This window comes from Fischerella sp. JS2 (assembly GCF_032393985.1).
GTDB lineage: Bacteria > Cyanobacteriota > Cyanobacteriia > Cyanobacteriales > Nostocaceae > Fischerella.
Genome location: NZ_CP135918.1, coordinates 1,234,463 through 1,255,435, shown reverse-complemented (window position 1 = coordinate 1,255,435; position 20,973 = coordinate 1,234,463). Strand labels below are relative to the sequence as shown.

At 40.7% G+C, this 20,973-nt stretch carries 15 protein-coding genes; 4 read left to right on the top strand and 11 right to left on the bottom strand.

The genetic code is table 11. The features are described 5' to 3' along the window. Positions 1 to 63 precede the first annotated feature (63 nt). Positions 64 to 1,248, top strand: coding sequence for a methionine adenosyltransferase (gene metK / locus RS893_RS05280; protein WP_315790201.1), 1,185 nt, complete (start codon positions 64 to 66; stop codon positions 1,246 to 1,248). 79 nt (positions 1,249 to 1,327) lie between these two features. Here metK and RS893_RS05275 read toward each other — a convergent pair whose 3' ends face one another. Then, entirely contained in the window at positions 1,328 to 1,753 is a 426-nt protein-coding gene (locus RS893_RS05275) for a hypothetical protein (protein WP_315790200.1), read from the bottom strand. Positions 1,754 to 2,301: 548 nt separating this feature from the next. Beyond that, complete coding sequence (gene moaA / locus RS893_RS05270; RefSeq protein WP_315790199.1) at positions 2,302 to 3,288, bottom strand: GTP 3',8-cyclase MoaA; 987 nt, start codon at positions 3,286 to 3,288, stop codon at positions 2,302 to 2,304. 342 nt (positions 3,289 to 3,630) lie between these two features. Here moaA and RS893_RS05265 point away from each other — a divergent pair, with 342 nt between their 5' ends. Both RS893_RS05265 and RS893_RS05260 read left to right on the top strand, forming a co-directional pair. Beyond that, on the top strand, positions 3,631 to 4,809 hold the full coding sequence (locus tag RS893_RS05265; protein WP_315790198.1) for a phosphoserine transaminase: 1,179 nt from the start codon (positions 3,631 to 3,633) through the stop codon (positions 4,807 to 4,809). 188 nt (positions 4,810 to 4,997) lie between these two features. Beyond that, positions 4,998 to 6,029 carry a hypothetical protein gene (locus RS893_RS05260; RefSeq protein ID WP_315791873.1) on the top strand — a complete coding sequence of 344 codons (1,032 nt, stop codon included), beginning with the start codon at positions 4,998 to 5,000 and terminating at the stop codon, positions 6,027 to 6,029. A gap of 329 nt (positions 6,030 to 6,358) precedes the next feature. Here RS893_RS05260 and RS893_RS05255 read toward each other — a convergent pair whose 3' ends face one another. From RS893_RS05255 to RS893_RS05225, 7 genes are all read right to left on the bottom strand, one after another. Then, positions 6,359 to 6,721 carry a DUF2237 family protein gene (locus tag RS893_RS05255; RefSeq protein ID WP_026086021.1) on the bottom strand — a complete coding sequence of 121 codons (363 nt, stop codon included), beginning with the start codon at positions 6,719 to 6,721 and terminating at the stop codon, positions 6,359 to 6,361. 176 nt (positions 6,722 to 6,897) lie between these two features. Further along, on the bottom strand, positions 6,898 to 7,761 hold the full coding sequence (locus RS893_RS05250; protein ID WP_315790197.1) for a tetratricopeptide repeat protein: 864 nt from the start codon (positions 7,759 to 7,761) through the stop codon (positions 6,898 to 6,900). Positions 7,762 to 7,940: 179 nt separating this feature from the next. After that, positions 7,941 to 8,705 carry a PRC-barrel domain-containing protein gene (locus tag RS893_RS05245; protein WP_315790196.1) on the bottom strand — a complete coding sequence of 255 codons (765 nt, stop codon included), beginning with the start codon at positions 8,703 to 8,705 and terminating at the stop codon, positions 7,941 to 7,943. A 133-nt stretch (positions 8,706 to 8,838) separates the two neighbouring features. Beyond that, positions 8,839 to 9,363 (bottom strand): phosphate-starvation-inducible PsiE family protein, encoded by a 525-nt coding sequence (locus tag RS893_RS05240; protein WP_315790195.1) that lies wholly within the window; start codon positions 9,361 to 9,363, stop codon positions 8,839 to 8,841. Positions 9,364 to 9,448: 85 nt separating this feature from the next. Next, positions 9,449 to 9,754: a hypothetical protein gene (locus RS893_RS05235; RefSeq protein WP_315790194.1), complete on the bottom strand. Its 306-nt coding sequence runs from the start codon at positions 9,752 to 9,754 to the stop codon at positions 9,449 to 9,451. A gap of 541 nt (positions 9,755 to 10,295) precedes the next feature. Beyond that, positions 10,296 to 13,265, bottom strand: a complete 2,970-nt coding sequence (gene pgmB, locus RS893_RS05230) for a beta-phosphoglucomutase (RefSeq protein WP_315790193.1) — start codon at positions 13,263 to 13,265, stop codon at positions 10,296 to 10,298. A gap of 171 nt (positions 13,266 to 13,436) precedes the next feature. Then, the gene (locus RS893_RS05225; protein ID WP_315790192.1) at positions 13,437 to 15,851 is read right to left on the bottom strand and encodes a sucrose synthase; all 2,415 of its coding nucleotides are present in this window, start codon (positions 15,849 to 15,851) and stop codon (positions 13,437 to 13,439) included. Between the two features lie 529 nt (positions 15,852 to 16,380). On the opposite strand from RS893_RS05225, the gene RS893_RS05220 reads away from it, so the two are divergent. Further along, on the top strand, positions 16,381 to 16,755 hold the full coding sequence (locus tag RS893_RS05220; RefSeq protein ID WP_315790191.1) for a hypothetical protein: 375 nt from the start codon (positions 16,381 to 16,383) through the stop codon (positions 16,753 to 16,755). An 871-nt stretch (positions 16,756 to 17,626) separates the two neighbouring features. Here the strand turns inward: RS893_RS05220 and RS893_RS05215 are convergent. Continuing rightward, the gene (locus RS893_RS05215) at positions 17,627 to 18,814 is read right to left on the bottom strand and encodes a glycosyltransferase family 61 protein (RefSeq protein WP_315790190.1); all 1,188 of its coding nucleotides are present in this window, start codon (positions 18,812 to 18,814) and stop codon (positions 17,627 to 17,629) included. Between the two features lie 548 nt (positions 18,815 to 19,362). Then, the gene (locus tag RS893_RS05210) at positions 19,363 to 20,790 is read right to left on the bottom strand and encodes a sugar transferase (RefSeq protein ID WP_315790189.1); all 1,428 of its coding nucleotides are present in this window, start codon (positions 20,788 to 20,790) and stop codon (positions 19,363 to 19,365) included. Between the last annotated feature and the right edge of the window lie 183 nt (positions 20,791 to 20,973).

The window sequence follows — 20,973 nt, the reverse complement described above, 5'->3', positions numbered from 1 at the left end:
CCAACTCCCCTTTTCCTCCCAAGTCTAAAGACGCTGGGTTTCCAAGTTCCCGCGAGGTTTTTTATGAAAAAAGACTTCATGTTTACATCAGAATCTGTAACAGAGGGACATCCTGATAAACTTTGTGATCAAATCAGCGATGCGATCGTAGACCGTTTTCTTCAACAAGATCCTTATGCTCGCATCATAACAGAATGTGCTGTATCTACAGGTATTGTGTTTATTGCAGGTAGATTTGAACCTAGTGCCAACGTAGATTTTACTAATGTCGCCAGAAAAGTAATTGATCGGGTAGGCTATGAGCATACAGAATTTAATGGCAGAACTTGTAGCATTTTGACTAGTCTTTCAGAATTACCTGTAGATCAAACTTATTCTTTTCGTGAAAAAGAACTTTCTGACGAAGAAATAGAGCAAATTCCTGTGAAAAATCAAGCTACAGTTTTTGGTTTTGCCTGCAATCAAACTTCTGCTTTCATGCCTTTACCAATTTGGTTAGCTCATAAACTAGCAAAGCAAATCAGTGAAGTCAGACGTGAAAATATACTCTCTTATCTTACTCCCGATGGTAAAACTCAAGTAGGAGTTGAATATCGAAATCGCCGCCCTTATAGAATTCATAGTCTCACAGTTATTGCCAGCCAAAATAAAGCTAAATATCCTGATCTACACCAACTTCGTGAGGATATTTACGAAACAGTAATTAAACCAGTATTTGATACTGAAGAAATTAAACCTGATGAAAAAACAAGGATATTTATCAATCCTGATGGGCAATTTATTAGAGGTGGGCCTGCTGCTCATTCTGGGTTAACAGGTAGAAAAAATGCCATAGATACTTATGGAGAATATGCACAGCATAGTGGTTCGGCTCTCAGTGGCAAAGATCCAATTAGGATAGATAGAGTCGGGGCTTATGCTGCCCGTTATGCAGCTAAAAATGTTGTAGCAGCAGGTCTTGCTGATGAATGTGAGGTGCAGTTAAGTTACTCAATCGGAATTTCTCGACCAGTTAGCATTCAGGTCGAAACTTTTGGCACAGGCAAAATTGCAGATGAAGAAATTACACAATTGCTAGAAAAACATTTTGATTTCCGTTTAGCAGGAATTGTTAAAGAATTTAATTTGAGATTTTTACCTTCAATTCATCAAGGTGGTTTTTACAGAAAATTAGCTGTTTATGGTCATGTAGGTAGAAATGATTTAGAACTACCTTGGGAAAAAGTAGATAAAGTTGGTGTGTTTTAAAAGTTAGCAACAGTCATTGGTCATTAGTCATTTGTGCTTTATATGACGAATAACAAATAACTAATGACAAATGACAAAATTATACAGGTTGTTGCTCTTTTTGACGGTAAATATAATCACAATATACTGCCCAAGTAGCGCCAAATAAACCTGTTAAAGAACCTGCGATCGCTGCTGCAATACCCCAACCTACTGGCCCAAGCCAGTCTGTAATTTCACATAAAATTGCTGTGGTTGCTTTGGAAACAATATAAGCTGTTCCTACTGCTGCTACTGTTACTAAGCCTATCTCTACCAGCATTTCTATCACTTGTTTGCTAGATAAATCTTCTTCAAAATAGATTTTCCAGATTGAAGTGTACATGGCAATATCAGAGGCAGTTAAAACAACTTGCTTCGGAACTTCTACGCCAGGAGTCGGCGCAGCTGAAATACCACCACCACCAATGGCACATGCAGCGATCGCGATCGCTACATCTAATCTTTTTTTGCCCAGACTACTCACCGCATAATCTCCTGTAACTTTTGTAGAGGCAATTTTTGTTTACGAGGACTTCAAAATATTAACCCCGTACTATCTTTACCCGACTACTTCCTTTCTAAAAGACCGAGAAAATTTTGTCTAGTTTCTAGAGTAGATAAAAACAAGTTTGAGTTGTAAACAATCACATTGCCCAGATCCCCAACTTTTCCAAAATCTCGGGGATCTTGAATAGATGAGAATTTGAATATATTAGATCTCTTGCACGAATATTTGAAAGACCCCCCTTAGTCCCCCCTTGCCAAAGGGGGAAACAATACATTAACTCCCTCCCCTTAGTAAGGCTACCGTGTACACACAAATAATCAAATCACTTCAAACCCCGAAAAACCTCACAAGAACAGCCCCTCTCCTTACTAAGGAGAGGGGTGCCGGAGGCGGGGTGAGGTTGTGATTTTGGGTTTTTCGAGTCAATTTGAATCAGGTTTTTCCGACTTCTGTGTACACCTAAGCTTAGTAAGGGGAGGGTTGGGGTGGGGTTTTGAGGATTTATGTAAGAGGTCTATTAACGACTATCCACCTATTTGTGACATGGTACGAGTATACGCACCTGTTGTACCTGAATCACGCAACTTAAAGTTGATTTCTGGCTTAATAGCTAACAACTCTCTCACCTGTTGCCGAAGTTCGGTAGTACTAACTCCAGTTCGTAAGGCTGTTTTTAAATCTATTTGCCCAGTTTCATTTAATAAACACGGACGTAACCAACCATCAGCAGAAAGACGCATTCGATTACAGCGATCGCAAAAACACTCGGACATCTGACTGATAAAACCCAACGTCCCCTTTGCCCCCGGAATTTGAAATACATCAGCTGGACCATTACCACAAACCTGTGATTCTGTCAAGCCCCACTGTGCGCGGATGCGTTGCCTGAGTTCCGCAGAAGATATCCAACCGCGATCGCCAAATAATGACATGTTACCAATCGGCATAAATTCGATAAAACGGACATGCCATTGTTTGTCAATGGTCAATGCTGCCAGATCCAAAACTTCCTGATCGTTAACATCAGGGATAACCACTACATTTAGTTTCAACGGGTCAAATCCTACACAATAAGCAGATTGAATTCCATTCCACACATCTTGCCAACGAGAACGACCGCGATTGCCAATAATTTGGTCAAAAACTTCAGGGTCGAGAGAATCTAAACTAATATTAATCCGCCGTAAACCAGCATTGTAGAGACTTTGCGCCATTGGAGCGAGTAAAAAGCCATTGGTTGTCATTGAGAGGTCTTGCGTTTCCCGTAGAGAAGCGATCGCCCTCACCAAATCCACCACACGTGGACGTAACAAAGGTTCTCCACCTGTCAAACGAAACCGGGTAAATCCTACGGGTATAAAAACTTCTTGAATGAGGGTGAGCAATTCCTCATCAGTCAATAAATTTTGCTTGAGGATATAGTCTAGTTCTGCCCCCTCTGGCATACAGTATTGACAGCGGAAATTACAGCGATCAATTAAACTAATCCGGAGGTAATCTACCTGGTTCATGATTTAATAGAGTTATCTAAATTGTCTTTATGAATAAAGACATGACTTTGTCAAGATAAAATTTCTAGTTATTTTGTAAATTTTACTGACTTTCTTTTAAGCTAGCTTGAATTTGACTAGTTTGCTAATTGAGCTTTGCTCAATAAAAATACTAATTATGCGAACACCGCATCCTTGTGAAGGTTCAACTCAAATTTTGCTTATATTCTTCTAAACAAACGTGTATTTAATCTGGCATGATCGTTCCATTAGTTTCTAATTTTTTATTGAATATGTAGAGACCCGGTTTCTTATAGGAACCGGGTTTCTTGTCCTCCATTTGTGATTTTGCAACTTCAACTTATGTCAGCACCTCTTACTCCTCCAACCACCAAGCCTCGCCGCCCGCATTTTTCTTCTGGCCCGTGTGCCAAACGTCCTGGCTGGTCTGTTTCTGTTCTGCAAGATGCTTTTGTAGGGCGTTCTCACCGTTCTGAGGGTGGGAAAGCAAAGCTTAAAGAAGCCATTGAGCTATCTAAGAAAATTTTGGCTGTACCCGCAGATTATCGCCTGGGTATCGTCCCTGCTTCCGATACAGGTGCAGTGGAAATGGCTCTGTGGTCAATGCTGGGAAAACTGCCCCTGGATATTTTGGCATGGGAGAGTTTTGGTCAGGAATGGGTAAAAGATGTAGTCGATGAACTCCAGTTAGCCGATACTCGCATTCTCAAAGCACCTTACGGAACTTTACCGGATTTATCGCAAGTAGATTTTAGCCACGATGTAGTATTTTTATGGAATGGAACAACTTCCGGTGTTCGTGTCCCAAATGGTGATTGGATTGCCAGCGATCGTACTGGGTTAACCATCTGCGATGCTACATCAGCAGTTTTCGCGATGGATATACCTTGGGATAAGCTAGATGTAGTCACTTATTCTTGGCAAAAAGTTTTGGGTGGAGAAGCACAGCATGGCGTCATCGTCCTCTCACCCCGTGCTGTGGAACGTTTGGAAACCTACAAACCGCCACGTCCCTTACCAAAGCTATTTCGCCTGACGCAAAAAGGCAAATTGATTGAAGGTATTTTTCAGGGAGATACCATTAACACACCATCAATGTTATGTGTAGAAGATGCATTAGATGGGCTAAAGTGGGCAGAAAGCATCGGCGGACTTTCTGGTTTGATTCGCCGCAGCCAAGCTAACCTCGCAGCCATTGCTCAATGGGTAGACCAAAGTAACTGGGCAGAATTTTTAGCCCAAAAGCCGGAAACTCGCTCTTGTACATCTATTTGTCTCAAGATTGTTGATCCTTGGTTTACTGCCTTAAGTCTAGAAGCACAAGGACAATGTGCAAAAAAATTGGCTAAAATCCTGGAAAAACAAGAAGTAGCTTACGATATTGCTGCCTATCGATCTGCACCTCCTGGGATTAGAATCTGGGGTGGTGCAACAGTCGAAACCACAGATATTGAAGCTTTGCTACCGTGGTTAGATTGGGCGTATGCAAGTGTAAAAGCAGAAATGAAAGAAGTCGCTTAGTTAAGTTCATCTCCCGATAAAAGTTTAGGGGGGGTCGGGGACAAGGAGGACAAGGAGGACAAAGAAGAATTTCTCCTGTGTCTCCCGTGTCCCCCAGAGGTTTAGATGGAGAGCCATCATAAGCAACACTTAGTGTTCGCAGATTGTGTAATAATAAACCGATCGCATACACTATTACCTTCCCAACCGTGCAAGCAACCGATAATTTTGATGACTTAGCGGCAGCTTTACAACAGCCGACAGACCTGGATTTTGAGATACCTGATCCAGAAGATGAAGGAATTCCAGAGCAGGAATTTCAACAGCAGGTAGATATAGCTTGGCAAGTGTGCGATCGCTTTGACTTGCAAACAGAAATTTGGCGGGGGCGAATTTTAAGAGCAGTCCGAGATCGAGAGAAAAAGGGCGGAGACGGAAGGGGTGCAGGATTTCTCAAATGGCTCAAAGAACGGGAAATCAGTAAAAGCCAGGCTTACGCTTGGATTCAGCTTGCCAATAGTGCTGATACGCTTTTAGAAGAAGGTAAGCTAAAGCCAAGTGCTATTAAGAATTTCAGCAAACGCGCCTTTGTAGAAACCGCCAAATCAGCACCAGAAGTGCAAATCATGGTGAGTGAAGCAGCACAAAAAGGCGATCGCATCACCAGAAGAGAAGTACGTCAACTCACTGATGAATGGACAGCAATGTCGTCAGAATTGTTACCGGAACCAGTCAAACAGAAAGCAGCAGAAAACGTTCTTCCTCCCCGTTATATTGCGCCTCTGGTCAAAGAAATGGAAAAACTACCAGAATCGCATCAACAAAGCTTACAGAAGGAAATCGCTCAAAACCCCGACCTCGATACTCTCAAACAGGTAACTTCAGAAGCCCGGAGTCTGGCAAAATATCTTAAAGCAGCAGCTCAAGTCCAAGCCTTGAACGAACAAGAAGTTGACATCGAAACCGCACTTATAGAAGCACAAAGAGTCGGTTGTTTAAGCATTGCTGCTGATCTAGTAAATCAAGCATCCCAGTTAGAACAAACTATCGGCAAATTGTACATGACTTGGAAACGCATTGGTAATTTAGCTGATAGATTATACGTAGATACTGGTGCAAGTACACCAGAATTGCGATCGCTCTTGGATTGCTTAGAACCCCTTGGTAGTGAAGTGATGGAATTACAACTTGGTGGTGCAGGGGAACGTACTATTCGCCTGCAAATTCAAGAAACAAGTTAGTGGTTAGAAATCAGTGTAGACGCGTAGCGGCTTGCCGCAGGCTACAGTGAATAGTGAACAGTGTAGACGCTCATAGGCTTCCCGTAGGGTACAGTGAGTAATAGAATTTGATAACTGATCACTGATAACTGAACGACACCCCACCCTTACCTTAAGCCTATGAGCGTGTCTACACACTCCTCACACTCCTCACACTCCTCACACTCCTCACACCCCCCACACCCCTCATTGCCCCTAATCCCCAACGCCTCTTTCTTTATGCCGGGGGACCCGTCCACCGCACTGGCTCCTCCCTTGGGGGAGTGGGCCCGGTGAGTTCCCCACCTCCCTCAAAGCGCGTGTTGCTTCAATTCATTCAAGGAAACATATTCTACAGCCGCAGCATGGGTTGCTGACAAAACTACGGGTGGTGCAACTCCAGCGTCTAGGGCTTCTTTCCAGCGAGAGGCACACAAACACCAGCGATCACCTGGTTTTAAACCCGGAAAATCAAACGCAGGAACGGGTGTACTTAAATCATTGCCTCTGGACTTAGTAAATGCCAAGAATTCTTCAGTCACTTGCGCGCAAACTACATGGACGCCCACATCACCTGCACCTGTGCTGCATAGTCCATCACGATAAAAGCCTGTCATGGGTGAAGTACAACAAACCTCTAAGGGTTTTCCAAGGACGTTTTTAGCCTGTGTCATGGCAATAACTTGTTACTGAAACACCTTCAGATAATAATTATGAAGGATGAAGGGTGTGGATGTGTAAGCGGCTTTAAGGTAGAGTAGGGTGAAAGATGAAGGGTGAAATTAACTTTCTTATTGTTGATGATTCAGTATTCCCTGTTCCCTGTTAAGAGTTTCCTATTGCCTCTTGATCAATTTAAACAGTTAATTTCGCGTAACAAATCTCCTAGCAGTCCGCGATTGCGAATTACAACTAAATCAGGGTCATGCTTTAATAATTCCTGAAACTTAGGATTGATCAGTAGGGCTGACTCTAGGTATACCATTGCTAGGGAAACATCCCCAATTCTAACTGCACAACAGGCGCTATTATACCAGGCATACTCATCATTGGGTTTAATTGCGATAGCTTTTTGATAATTCTTCAAGGCTGCTGCAAAGTTTTCTGTATATCTGAAAGTATCTGCTAACTTGTAATAAGACCAAAAATCTTGCGGATTCATTGCTTGGGCTTGTTCATAACTGTTGATTGCATCCTCGTAGCGTTTTAAATGCCTGCAAGCATCTCCACGACGTAACCACGCCCAGTAATCATTTGGACGGATTGATAGAGCCTGGTCATAGTCAGAAATTGCATCTTCGTAGCGTTTTAAGTGCCTGCAAGCATCTCCACGCCGAAAATAAGCCCAGTAGTCATTTGGGCGAATTGCTAAAGCTTGATTGAGAGTTGCGATCGCTTCTTCAAATTGATCTAAATCTTCTATTAATATGCAAGCTTGATTGTAATAAGCCCAGTAATCATTTGGGCGCAGTGCTGATGCCTCTTTAAAACTGGCTACTGCGGTTGCATACTCACCTAATTCGCGTAAGGCACAACCTCTATCATACCAAATCCAGTATGCATTCGGATTCTTGACTAAAGCTCTGTCATAACATCCAACTGCTTCTGCGTAACACTCTTGGTTATCAAGTCGTTTACCCTGTCGATACCAGTATCTGCTGTCTTCTGTAATGAGCAGTGGAATATCTGCTTTAGCCCCTGTTACTTGACTCATAATTTTTGCCCCAACCAAACAGTTACTACTGCTACAGACACACGCACTCTTTTATATTAAAGCGTTGAGGCATTCTTGGGTAGCGGGGGATGGGGATTGGTGATCTGGCGATCGCTTTAGTTTACTATGGTTGCAGCCAACAAGCTTACGCGATCTTCGTGCCATTGAGCTAATAGCTTTTATGATTTTTTGCCAGTGAGATGTTTCCAAGCAGAATCAAAGGCTCTCCTTACACGCTCACCTGCTCGGTTCAGACTTTGCTGAAAGCTTTCCCACTCCAAAAGCAGGAACTCTGTTGCTTGTTGCAAGGCGTTTTTGTCGTGCTGTCCAGACGCTTCGAGTTCGTCACGCACTTCCTTTATCTTTACCCGCACGACTTCTGGCTGATCATGAGGTGAAACCAAAGATTTCAGGCGCGAGCCCATCCGGTTCACCAAATTCTTCACCTGATGGGACTTCTCGCTCAAAAAGCCTTTGAGTCCTTCTGATTCACTCTTGAGATGTTTAGTAGCCCCTTCTTTGATGACAATGACTTCCGCTTCGATTGATTGCACATCGTCAGGGAGTAATACCGCTCGTCCGCCGAAGGGCGCGGCAATGTCACCTGCCAAAATATAAGCAGCAATCTCCCCAGTTTCCCAATCAAAGAGAAAATCATCGACCCAACCGAGGGCATCTGTCATGGGAGAGCGAACGCTCAAGCGGTGTAAACGACGAAGATTCGTCAGTGGTGGCTCTTCGAGCATAGCATTATAGGTTAGAACGGCATCCCGTCCGACAACAGATACCTGCTCTAGTGGTGTATATCCTTGAGTTCCTGCAAAGTAAGCCACCCGTCCTGTGTCATCAATCCAAACTTCTTCAACGGTATTGAAATTGGTGGCAGTAGAACTATCCATCGCTCTCAAACCTACTATTTGACTACGACGAACGACATTAATCATAGTTTTCCTCCTCTAAGGTTTTAGGTGAAGGAAATTAATGTACTAAGGTCAAAAGCAAAGGCAGTAAACCATAAAGAGCAAGGAACCCGAAGAAAGAGCGATCGCTACTCAAGAATCGAAAATGACTTAAGTTTTAAAAGGAGTAATGCTCTCCCGAAAAGGCTTGATAATGAGACGATTCAGCATTGCCGTTAGCTGGAGCAAGATTATTCAGACTCACACCTCCTGTGAAATTGCGGAACATCCAGACTCGTACCAACAAAAGTCCACCCAAAACACTCAGAAAAACACAAACTCCCAAAAGGCGGTCAATGGAAATATTTAACACTCCTTGTAGGATAACTTCGCGCAGTGCAGAAACCAAGGAGACTTCTACGGCGGCTCCTATGGAAATACGCTGCTGTTGCAGGTAGATAATCAAGAGTCGAAATAGCTCGACTAAGATAAGAATGAATAGGATATCAGAGGTGATGATCTGAAAATTTAAAGGCTTGAGTAGGGAGACATACATCTGTGCTAATCGAATTAACATCACACAAAATAAGCCAATGCACAAGGAAATGACTATGAAGTTCTGGAATACCTCTAAATTGTGGACGATGGTATTTCGCCTGAACCAGGATTTCCGTAGCGTCTCCAGGAAAGATTCAATTCTCATAGCTACAGTAGTATGTTCAAGTTAAAAGTTCTAACTTAACAGGCGAGCAATTTTTTTATCCACAATAAAGTGCTTAATCTAGGGCTTAAGAGTATACCTGTTGTGAAGATTCATTTTGCTGTTTTAACCCTGCAAGATACTCTTGTCCTTTAGCTGTGATTTTGCCTCGAACAAAATGAATTGGTTGAGGCAAAATCGCGAAGGCAGCATAAGCCCCTGGAGTAAATTCTCCCTCTATGAAACCTTTTTCTGCCAGATAGTCGAGGTGAAAGACAAGGTCGTACTCTTCGTTATCGAATAAATGAGCAACGTCTTTCTCTTCAAATCCTGCTTCTGCTTTATTAGCAGCAATTTCTAAGACTTGTTGTAGAGTTTGTTGATATAATTTCATAGTTTCCTCCTTTGCTCCCGTAGCGATTGTTGTAGAAACATTCGGTAGCGGGGGGTACGCTTTATTTGCTTTGCTAAACCTTTCCCCATTTGTAGTCGTTAAGCAGTCAAACAGACGATTAATTTATTGCTGTAAGCTTTCAGTTTTTTGGAAAGGTTGCTAAATAATTAAAGTCGTAATTTTTACCTTGTTGTTCTATCAATTTGTATTAATGATCTTAAGAGCTTTGAGAGGATAACTTTGCAAACCTGTTCTAATATTTTATTTACGATAATTGACTCTCAGATGAGGTTCGGTTTTGCCCCTTCTAAAAGTTGGGATTCCTCTCATTAGCGTAAGCTACACGGTGGAGCAGATAAAAGAGGATGATTTATATTTTGCACCACGCCCGAAGCTAAAGTTTTTGGGCATGGTGCAGCCAAGGAGTTAAAACTTTTTACAACGATTGTCCAAGTTAGCTAAAAGCTAACTTGAGCTTTGAGCCCCAAATTTATTTGAGGGCGCTATATTAAGCAGGTGCAAGATCTAAGCCTCCGAGTCCCTAATCCCTTGTTGCTAGTTCATTCAACTTGGCATGTAAATCACTCCAATGAACGCCTGCTAAACTTGGTAGGACGATGTGAGCAGCACCAACTCGTGAAGCGGGGCCGAGTCCGATTGTCCACATTCCACCAGCTAAAGCTGCCTCAATGCCTGCTTCTGCGTCTTCCACAACTACAGACTGGACTGGTTCAATTCCTAATTGGTTGGCAGCATACAAAAATAGGTCAGGGGCTGGTTTGGGGCGTTGTACACTATAACCATCGGCGATCGCATCTATGCGGTTGGCAATACCCAGTTTCTCGATCACAGTACGAGCATTTTTACTGGCTGAGCCCAGGGCAATTTTAATTCCTGCTTGCTTTAATTCATCAAGTAAAGTGACTACACCAGGCAGTAGATCATGGGGCGAGATGTTTTGAATAGATTCTACATAATAACGATTTTTACGATCCATCATCTCTTGTAGTTGTGCTTCTGAATACTTCTTGTCACCGATAATACGCAGAAGTGATTCCCGACGAGATACACCCCGCAAAGCTTCATTAGCCTCACGGTTAAAGGGTAATCCTTCTTCATCTGCCAGTTTTTGCCAAGCAAGATAATGGTATTCGGCTGTATCGGTTAATACGCCATCTAGATCAAAGATAAAGCCTCGGATATCTGGTGACATGGTAGTTGGTGGTTGGTTGTTGCTTGTTGGTAGTTGCTGGTTAGTTGTTGACCATCCCCCTTGTCTGGTTTGTCCTCCTTGTCCCCTTGTCTCCTCGTCCTCAATCCCCAAATCAAACTCATGCCATTTACCATGCCACATCAACTTGAATTTCAGGCGTGTCCATCCAGGAGGTAGGTGAGGATTAGCTATAGGTTCGCTATTTCCCATTTGAATACCACCAAAACCTAAAACCACTGCTTGCCAAATGCCACCAGCACTCGCCCCATGAATTCCGTCTGAGGCATTACCCCGGACATCTTCTAAATCGACTAATGCTGCTTGCATAAATCTTTCGTAGGCTTGTGCTGTTTTGCCCAAGTCTGAGGCTAGAATGGCATGAATTGCTGGACCGAGAGAGGAACCATAACTAATATCGGTACGAGGTGCGTAGTAATCCCAGTTGGCTTGCAAAGTGCGGGCATTGTAGGGAGATTCCTGTGATTGTCGCATCAGGTACAACAGCATTAAGACATCTGGTTGCTTGAGTATCTGTCGTTTGTTGCCTTCCTCGATACCTAAGATCGCTTGGATAGATTTGGTGCGTGGTTCGTAGTCTTCCAGATTAATATCTTGCAATTGGAAAAATCCCTCAAATTGCTCGATGAGTCCGGTTGACTCATCGTAGGGAATCCAGATGTTGGTAATGATATCACTCCAACGCGATCGCCTGCCTGCACTTAGTTGCAGTTTATTTTCTATTTCTGTGGCTTTGTCGGGGAAATTTTTGTGTAGCCAGTCATATATATAAAGTGCTTTTTCTAGATGCCATTGTACCAGTCGGTTGGTAAAGGTGTTGTTATGGACGAATTCATGATATTCGTCAGCACCAATTACGTCCCGAATTTCGTACCGTTCGTGTTTGGTGTTGTACTCTACCCGACTACCCCAGAATACAGCTGTATCGAGAATAATTTCAGCGCCGTAGTCCCGCATCCATTCGTCGTCGTTGGTAGCTTGCCAGTAGTACCATATGGCATAAGCCACATCGGCACTAATATGAATTTCGCGATCGCGACACCAAATCCGAATATCTTCACCATAAGGATCGTTAGGGGGCAGCCACCGAGGCGTTACTTCATCACCACTATCAGCGCTTTCCCAGGCATACATTGCTCCTTTATACCCATAATGTACTGCCTTGCGCCGCGCTCCAGGCAAGGTGTGATAGCGATAAGTTAATAAGTTACGTGCTAGTTCTGGTTGAGTGTAGATAAAGAAAGGAAGTATAAAAATTTCTGTATCCCAAAAAATATGACCGCGATAACCAAACCCCGAAAGTGTTTTAGCTGGGATACTGACTTTATCATTATTGCGTGGGGCAGCGATCAGTAACTGAAAGAGGTTATAACGTACAGCTAACTGGGCTGTAACATCCCCCTCAATCACTATGTCACTTTTTTGCCAAACTTCTTCCCAAGCTTGGATGTGGGCAGTTAATAATAATGAGTAGTCTGGCAATTGAGCGAGTTTATCACAAGCAGCTGTGACTGGGTTTTCCTGGTGTTGAGAGGTAAAAACTGTTATAAACTTATCTACCGTTACAGTTTGTCCTGGGGAAGCGAGGAAAGATGCACTGAGTGTAGGATAACCAGGGGGACTAGTGACTTGCAGCGAAGCTTCTACTCCGGAGATTTTTATACCAGTAGCCATACCCAGTTGAATCCGGGAGGAACGGGTACGGAGGTTTAACCATACTCCTGCTTCTGTCTTTCCTTGATCCAACCATTCCCAGTGGTTAAAACCCTGGTTTTCTGGGTAGCCATTAATACTAGCTTGTATCTCGATCGCACCTGCAAAATCAACTGGGGTAAGTTGACAACGCAGGACAAGAACGTGTTCGTCTGCAAGGCTGGCAAACCTTTCAAAGTGAATGTCTATTGTCTTGCTATTGGGACTGCGCCAACGCACGCTGCGGTTGAGAATTCCCCGACGCAAGTCTAACTTGCGCTCATAACTTAATATCTCGCCTTTTTCCAGACGGAAGCGATCGCCATCAATCATAATGGCAAATGGCAACCAGTCTGGACAGTTGGCTAGTTCGGTATAGACAATCGGAACTTCATCGTAAACACCGTGGATAAAGGTAGCTGGTAAGGCATGAGAATAGCCTTCTTCAAAGCTACCCCGTGTTCCTAAATAACCATTACCGATGGTAAAAACTGTTTCTCGGTAGCGAAACTGATCGGGTTCAAGCTGGGTTTCCCTGACAGTCCAATCTGTATAGGTGAGATGCTGGTAACGTCCTGTTGTATCCATCGTCGCTGCTGTTACTTAGGAGACTGAGGGGTGGTTAGAGGATCGGGGATCGGGGACAAGGAAGACAAACCAGACAAGGGAGAATTTCTTCCGTGTTTTATACTCCCCTACTCTCTTCCTAATACATGAATTTGGAATTTTGAATTGATATGTCCTCCTTCTGCCCGATCCCTATCTTTGCATATGCTCTTCTAAGATTTTTTCGGCTCTGGGTTTAAAGACCAGATGGTATAAGGTATCCACGTAGCGTAGTAATGCTTCGCGGTTTTCTTTATTCAAAAAATCCCAGAATCTATAAATTTTAGCGAGTAATAACAATTGTTTGGTATGCATTTGCCAATTATATTTGTTACGGACTCGCTGGATGACCCTTTCTGAAATTTCGTGCCAGTGTTCAGGGTGAGTATTGCACTGGTCTAGAAATTGCAGAATTTTTTTAGCTGTACCTTCTAAGTCTGTAGGGTTGATATGAAATTTACACTCTCCATCATCAATTAATTCTGCTGCACCACCAAATTCAGTAGCAAATGTTGGTAAACCAGTACTCATTGCTTCCAGGATTGGTCTGCCAAAGGCTTCAAAGCGGGCAAAATGGACAAAAATACCCTGACGATCTGCTATCACTCGATAAACTTCCCCAAGTTCAGGTTTAGGAAGACGCATTCCCACCCAGCGAATTTGACCCTGGAGATTGTACTGATTAATTAAATTGTGGATTTTTTCTAGTTCTGTTGTTTCTTCTGAGTTACTCGCTTCAGATAAATGCAACTTATTGGTCACAAGAATCAGGTTGCATTGCTTCTGCAAAGCCTGACTTTTACCAAAGCATTCTATCAAACCAGAAAGATTTTTCACTGGAGTGATATGAGCGATCGCACAAATTGGCCGTTTGTTGGGGTCATTTAAATGACCAAATATTAGTGAATCTGAACTACTAAAAAGTAGCTCGTTAACCTTTTTACGTAGACTCTCGTCTCGTTTTTCTATTTGGTTATAAGGGAAAAAGATATTTTCGTCTACTCCCGGTGGTACCAAATTGAATTTGGGACTAAATAAATTAATGCCATCAACTACGTGATATAGCTGTGGCATGGAAAATATTTTATACGATTCGTATTGACCAAGAGTGTCTGGTGTGCCAACAATCTCTTGGTAAGACGAGGTAATAATAAAGTCTGCGGCATTCATGCTGATCACATCAGCAGTAAATTGGGCCGAAAAGTGATATTGTTGCTCTAGCTCTTGCCAGTAGAGATTGCTGAATAAATGTTTAGGTTTTTCTAAAGAATGAGCGATATTGCATTGCGTCACGTTTAAGCTACGTGCCAACAAAAAGGCTACTAAATTACCATCACTGTAGTTACCAATAATTAAATCAGGACGTTCTCCTAACTGAGTCAAGAGGTCTTTTTCAGCATCAATAGCAAATGTTTCTAGGTATGGCCAAATTTCATATTTAGAAATCCAGTTTTGTGTGACTTGCGGATTGAATTCTCGGAAAGGAACACGCAAGATCCAGGCGTTTTCGGTTCCCTCTATTTTTTCTAAGCGGAGGTTACATTGGGTTCCTTCACAGTTGGGGATGAGGCGAGTGAGAATAATTACTTGCGGTTGAATACTTAGTGAATCGAGTCCTGCTAATTTAATTTCTTCACGAATTTGATGTTCTAAACTCCGCGCTTGTTCTAGCACGTAGACGACTTGACCCAAGGTCTCAGGTCTACCTACAGAATCATCTTGTCCGATCCAGCCGTGGATGGAAACGAGGACGACGCGAAAAACTGCGGGAATACGAGCCACAAAGGCTTCGAGGATGGCTGGTTCTGGAGTCTCAATCAGCCGATCAAATAGTTCTAGAGTTTCACGTACTCGGGAGGCGGTGTTACCCCAACCTGGTTCTAAGCCAAGGGCTTGTAGCTGTTCGTGAAACTTTTCGTAGGGTTCTTCAGGTGGTCTTTCGCTGACGATTTTAATGGCTTGTTTAATTTCTTTGTATAGTTGTATACCAGACTTGATGCGATCGCCAATCAGCAACTGTTTGTGATCATATTCCAATCGGTGCAATGTATCATATAATACATCTAACCAGTAGGCGCGATCACACAATACCTGACTGCAAAGATAACGGTTGAGGAAGGCTAGACCTTGACCGATGTTTCTGGGGTCATCAATAGATGGAATACCTCTATCAAAAGGATGAAAGTTGATTTCCAGAATTGGAGACTGGTAGCGGTTGACAAAGCGATCGCGTACATCAAGCAGTGCCTGTGGTGTTTGCAGTTCAAAGTTACTCGTGTCTGCTGATAACAACCGCCAAACTTCTTGACTACCTATCCTGGGTCGCAACAGTAACCAAATATCATCTCCTTCCAAAATAATTTCATGAGTATAGTGAATAAGTGTTCCTAAGGAAGAAGAGTGAAAAAAGTAGGCAGGCTTTTGGAATTGGTGGCAGTAGTCAGCAAAAGCGTGCAAAATTTCATTTCTCAGGAAATAACGTTTGCCTGAGGCGCTCAAATTGGAGATTAATTGACGTAGAATTTTTTTTTCGTCACTACTTAAAACAGTTTGAATCAGTTCATACATGGCAAATACCTGCACTCGAGCTTGCCTACAACCTCATTATTTCTTCTCGACAAATTTCAAGGGGCAGGCTTGAAAAGCTTGATCTACTTTCTAACGTTAGCGCATTATTTGTCTGTATTCCTGTAAATAGGCAAAAATTGAGCCACCAGCAGTATATCTGAAGTATCAATCAATCTAGATACAGAAGAATTTATTTATTGAGTAAATAAAAAATCCGTATGAATAGAGAAAAGTATCCTATGTGACGTTCTGATTGATAGAACTTCTTATTTTTACTTTTCAGTTTTTATTATTTTGACTAATTCACACTTTTTCTTCAACTAATTTAAAGTTTTAATTTTTACCATTTGCTGACTAGACTGTTTGATATTAAATTTATTTAAAAACAATCAATACTTAATAAAATAAGTATGTAGAAATACAGTTTTATATTGATGTTATATTACAATTGAGCTAAAAATCATCTACAAGTTCAAGCACTATCTAAAACGATTGCATTACAAATATATATAGAGTTTGGATAAACACAATGAATAAAAGAATTCTTGCTGTTTTGGTGATTGCAGCAACAGTGGCTGGCTTATCTACCGAGGTTCAAGCTCAATCATCCAGTTCTCACCAACAGGGATATACCTTATCTGGTGATTCCCTGACTGGAATCACTGATCGAACAGCTGAGAATGACTTTGCAATATTTTTTGACCAAGGACAAAATTTAGCGGGTCAAATTAACAACAATACTAATACTAGTCAGACTACTCAACAAATAAACAATCCTGTGCAGTTACAGAGAATCCTCAAACCACAATCGCAGACAAGTGGTTCAGAACTAATCCTACAACCCGCTCAGTCTAATACTAACGGTAATGACGGATTGCAATTACAGGTGGATGTACGGGAATAGATAAGTTGTTGTCAGACAATTTTGGATGTTGGAATATGAATTGATTCCACGGATAAATCCGCTTTCTTGTAGCTTCAAGGAATGATTAGTGAAAACAGAATGAATGATTCAGATTGACTTCCCATTACCCACAACTAGCAATAGTAAATTTACAATCTTACGTGTTTAAATTCTTTTTGCCAGCAAATAATTCACTCTTATTAATCTTTTAAGAAAATATTAACAGAAGGTAAAGGTGATAAAAATGACAGTAATTTTTGGCTTTTCTATTTTGTGCTTTCTTGGGATTATCGGCTTGACACTTTTGGCAGAGTTTTTCTTCTACGAAGAAGAACAACAGTTCTAGTGGTGTTCAATGTTAGTGTTCGCTACAAGTAGTGTCACAAGAGGTATTTTTAACACGGATGTACTGATTTAGTATCTGTTTATCCCTATAACCGTGCTACCTGTGTCGCGCTGTGAGGAGAGAAAGCTTCCCTCATTTATTGTCGGGAGCAGCAGTAGTAAAAAGAGATTTCCCCTCCCCTCCTTTTTTTGCTCTGTATCTCTCCTCACCTACCCAGCTTTAAAATTTACAAACACGGGTTCATACTATGTTTGAAAAGCACTTGCTGATATACTAAGCCACATACTGTCATATTAGGAATTTAGCCATTCAAATACTTGAAATTTTACTGGTAGTCAACGATGGCTAGTTTGGTCTTAGGATTTTTTTGTGCAAGTTTGAATCCTTCAAATAATAGCAGTCCACCTTTATCTTCAAATCCACTAGAAGCAATTTGTGTAGCCTTGAGCAAGCGTTTGGGTCTGTTGGATTACTCTCATGAGTTACAATGACATCTACTACAGTCTTAACATCTTCTAGGATTAATTACTGTATAGGACATATATTTGCTAATTTACATATTTTTTCTAACTTTTTAATATTAACTTTTACATTTGATAAATGCGGTATTGTGGGGTTATTCGGAATCTTTTCACCTATCATATAGAAATAATTGGCTTTAGAATAATTTGCTATAGCATAAAAATGACCATCTAAATAACCGAAAGGAAAAATTTCTATAACTGTTATGCCTTCTTTAATAAAGAGAAGATTTGTTAAGGCAGAACCACAGACTGAAATTATTACATCTGCGTTGTAAAAGATTTCAGCCTCTTCTCGTATTGTTCTACCATCCATTGTTAATGCTTCAAAGCCTATACTTTCTAAGTATTCTATGACTTCATGATCATTGATTACTGCCCGATGATCTACCTGACCGCGTTTTACATATAAACGTTTTGGATATTTACTATTTGAATGATTTTCTTTAGGTAAGAAAAGATTTCTTGCTAATTTGTAGCCAAAACTGGTTGGATATTGATAACCACCGTTTTGCACTTTTCTGTTAATTACACAAGTTATTGATCTATCAGCTTTACAGGGAAAATCAACTATCTTTTCTTTTTTTATACCAAGCGCTGCTAAAGTTTCTATTTTGAAATCTGTTATTTCCCCTACATAGTAATAATCAATCTCTTGTTGATTAATAAACTTCCAATACACCTCAAGCATAGGTAAAGTGTATATAAACCAGTGTCCATAATTTTGAGGAGTTGCGTTTGATAAATAGGCAACTGTTCCCTGTAGTTTGGTAAAATTAACAGATAATTCGCGTCCGTATATCGGTAGTTCATTAAATTTAACATCTTTTTCATAGATCACATTTAAATTTGCATCAAGTATGTGATTATTACAAAAACAAAATCTATCTTTGGTAGCGTCTATTACTACTGCTTCAATTTCATCTTTAAAAGGAGTAATAACTCTTAAAAAATCACCTTCTAGAAATTTAGCTTCTGAAATAGGAATCTTTTCCTGATTAATTAATTTATAAATTTTTATCTCTTTGTCATTACCAAAATATTTATCAGCATTATTAATGCACAGTTGTATAATTCCTCTCGCTAGAGGTTTTGAGAAAAGATAAATTTTCAATAGATATTTAAGGTGGGAACGTAGGTTGGAAACCATATCTATAATATAGTTCCTTTGAAAATTATTACGATTTTTCATTAGTTGTTGTCTTTTCTAGTTATGTTAAGCCTCTTAATAAAACAACAGAATACTTTACTTTGATCTCATAATGGATGAAAGATCGTGAATAGTCTTTGTTATCTGCTTACAATCCTCATTGTCAACAAGAAAATTGAAATAACAGTTCAAGGTAGAAAAAACAGTATTTTTTTCTTGGTAGTAATAACAGACGATTAAAATATGTGACCAGCGTCTCCTGAGCGATCTTAGACCAGACAAGATTTAGAAGTTTTCTAGTTTGGAATTACACTATTTTTGTTTTGTTCAAGGTTAGGACATAAAGTACTACATTTTTGGAGATCACAGAACAATATTACTGCCTTAGTTACTTAATTGAGTGTATAACAATACTGCATCATTTTATATCATCCAGAATTCTTTTCCCAGAAAATAATGGCTGACAATATCAACACGATTTGCAATCCAAGCGATCGCATGATTGTCAGAGAATGCTAGTTTAACCTCAGAATGCTATCTTGGGATATTTTTGGTTGAGAACAGGGCAAAATATAGGTTGATGTGTAGCTTTAGTAAGCACCAGTCTTGTGCAATACAACATTAACAGTTTGCAGTAAAATCTTTAAATCCAGCAACAGTGACCAATTTTCAATGTAAGTTAAGTCTAATTTTACGGCATCTTCAAATTTCTCTACATTGGAACGCCCAGAAACTTGCCATAATCCAGTTATACCAGGAAGAACTTCTTGTCGGATAAAGTGTTTGGTTTTGAACTTTTCTACATCTCTGATGGGTAGAGGACGAGGTCCAACAAGACTCATTTCTCCAAGAAAAACATTAAACAGTTGTGGTAACTCATCTAAACTATAACGGCGCAAGAATTTACCAACCCGGGTGATACGGGGATCATCCTTCATTTTGAAAAGAACACCATCTTTAATTTCATTCTTTGCTTCTAAAGTTGCTTGTAACTTTTCTGCATTAGTAACCATTGTCCGGAATTTCCAAATCTTAAACTTCCGGCTACGTAAGCCAATGCGCTCTTGTCTAAAAAAGACTGGACCAGGAGAATCCAACTTAATTAATATGGCAATTAACAAGTAAATTGGAAAGAGCAGCAACAGCAAAATTACAGAACAACAAAGATCAAAACACCGTTTTACCCAAAAATCACTACCTGTAATAATGGGTGCTGGAATTGTCATACAGGGAACTTCACCAATCATCCAAAAAATAGATTTAGGATGACGAACTTCGCTGTCGGTTGGTAGGATTCGCAAGGTAAGACCAGCTGTATGGAAATTCCAGCAAACGTATAGACGATTTTTAATCGCATTCCAAGAAACAAAAGCCTCTACTATTCCCTGCTGACGCAGGTATTCAAAGGTTGACTCTCGGTTACACAAATCTAAGCATCTAGAGTCAGCAATACCTTGGATTGTATAACAGTTTTCCTTTTGTATAATCCTGATATGATTTTCTTGATCTTCTCTTTCTGTAATTAAGAATATGGGATGACGAATTGCTCCTTTTGTACGTAATAATTTAGTAGCTATATCAAATAAATAGCGACCAATACAAATAAATAGCAAAGATGATAACCAAAAAATCAAAAAAGTTGAGCGAGAAACATAGTGATTTGGTTCGTAAAGAAAAGCAATGAATAAAAGTAATACGTGTGATAGAGTTACGGCTTTAATAATCCCGGGATAATTGCGACGTTGAATCCCAGCTTTATATAGACCTTTTGTGGCAATAATACCTATTTCTAAAGCCAGAGTTAGGATTACAAAGGGAGCTTTTTGTGTCCAAGGAGAATCTAATGGGGTTCCATAAAGTATGGATAAACTCCATGCTAAAATTAGAGCAAACCCATCTAGAGATAAAAGTATTAGTACTCGGAAAAATCGAATAGCTAATCCTCTTTGTATCCTCGTGCCTTTTGCAGAACGTAAATCTTGTTTAAAGCTAACTATTGGTAGATATTTTGTAGTCATAACTGCTATTCATCCTCACTATGAATTATTCTTTGCCAGATATGTAAGAACTACTAGAGTGTCAGTCTGTCAAGAAATTAAATAACGATTGACAATATAGACACAATTTACATCCAAGGCGATCGCAGTTTCACTCGCCCAAATTACAGCTTTTCTAATCTGTCCGATTCTCTAAAAATAATT

Bases quoted from the DNA above. Each gene is read 5' to 3' on its own strand.
- metK (WP_315790201.1), top strand. From the start codon at position 64: ATGAAAAAAGACTTCATGTTTACATCAGAATCTGTAACAGAGGGACAT.
- RS893_RS05225 (WP_315790192.1), bottom strand. From the start codon at position 15,851: ATGTATGAACTGATTCAAACTGTTTTAAGTAGTGACGAAAAAAAAATT.
- RS893_RS05210 (WP_315790189.1), bottom strand. From the start codon at position 20,790: ATGACTACAAAATATCTACCAATAGTTAGCTTTAAACAAGATTTACGT.
- RS893_RS05235 (WP_315790194.1), bottom strand. From the start codon at position 9,754: ATGAAATTATATCAACAAACTCTACAACAAGTCTTAGAAATTGCTGCT.
- RS893_RS05245 (WP_315790196.1), bottom strand. From the start codon at position 8,705: ATGATTAATGTCGTTCGTCGTAGTCAAATAGTAGGTTTGAGAGCGATG.
- RS893_RS05255 (WP_026086021.1), bottom strand. From the start codon at position 6,721: ATGACACAGGCTAAAAACGTCCTTGGAAAACCCTTAGAGGTTTGTTGT.
- moaA (WP_315790199.1), bottom strand. From the start codon at position 3,288: ATGAACCAGGTAGATTACCTCCGGATTAGTTTAATTGATCGCTGTAAT.
- RS893_RS05215 (WP_315790190.1), bottom strand. From the start codon at position 18,814: ATGAAAAATCGTAATAATTTTCAAAGGAACTATATTATAGATATGGTT.
- RS893_RS05250 (WP_315790197.1), bottom strand. From the start codon at position 7,761: ATGAGTCAAGTAACAGGGGCTAAAGCAGATATTCCACTGCTCATTACA.
- pgmB (WP_315790193.1), bottom strand. From the start codon at position 13,265: ATGGATACAACAGGACGTTACCAGCATCTCACCTATACAGATTGGACT.
- RS893_RS05265 (WP_315790198.1), top strand. From the start codon at position 3,631: ATGTCAGCACCTCTTACTCCTCCAACCACCAAGCCTCGCCGCCCGCAT.
- RS893_RS05220 (WP_315790191.1), top strand. From the start codon at position 16,381: ATGAATAAAAGAATTCTTGCTGTTTTGGTGATTGCAGCAACAGTGGCT.
- RS893_RS05240 (WP_315790195.1), bottom strand. From the start codon at position 9,363: ATGAGAATTGAATCTTTCCTGGAGACGCTACGGAAATCCTGGTTCAGG.